Genomic DNA, 448 nt, shown 5'->3' with positions numbered 1-448 from the left:
CATAGACCTCGCTCGCCACGCTTTCGTTGCCGGCCGCATCCTGCGCCATCGCCTCGAACTGGTGATCGCCGTTCTTGAGCGGCGTGTCGGGCCGCAACGTCCAATTGCCGTCCGCGTCGACCAAGGCCGAGCCCACGAAGGCGGTCGCGCCGTTGATCCGATCCTCGACAAACACGATGCTGCCCGGCTCCGCGGTGCCCTTCAGCGTCGGCCGTGTATCGTCGGTCGTTTCATCCCGGGCGATCGATCCGGTCACCGTGCCGACATCGTCGATCACGTCGACGATCGACGGCGCCTCGGGGGCGGTCGTATCGACCTTGACGAGATACGGCTCGGAAACCTCTCCTTCGGCGCCTTGCGCATCTTTCGACTGCGCGGTCAGCGCATGCGCGCCCTCGGACAGGGGGTGATCCTGGTCCGGCGTGAAACGCCAGTTTCCGAAGGAATC

1 protein-coding gene is annotated in these 448 nt (G+C 65.6%); it reads right to left on the bottom strand.

Translation table 11 applies throughout. The features are described from left to right. Positions 1–448 (bottom strand): Ig-like domain-containing protein (locus tag FQ746_RS33275; RefSeq protein WP_144114059.1); only part of this gene is annotated, 448 nt, incomplete at both ends.

The sequence above is a fragment of the Paraburkholderia sp. BCC1886 genome, assembly GCF_900996245.1.
Lineage (GTDB): Bacteria > Pseudomonadota > Gammaproteobacteria > Burkholderiales > Burkholderiaceae > Paraburkholderia.
The sequence above is the reverse complement of the archived record's forward strand: the minus strand, read 5'-3'. Positions and strand labels throughout refer to the sequence as shown.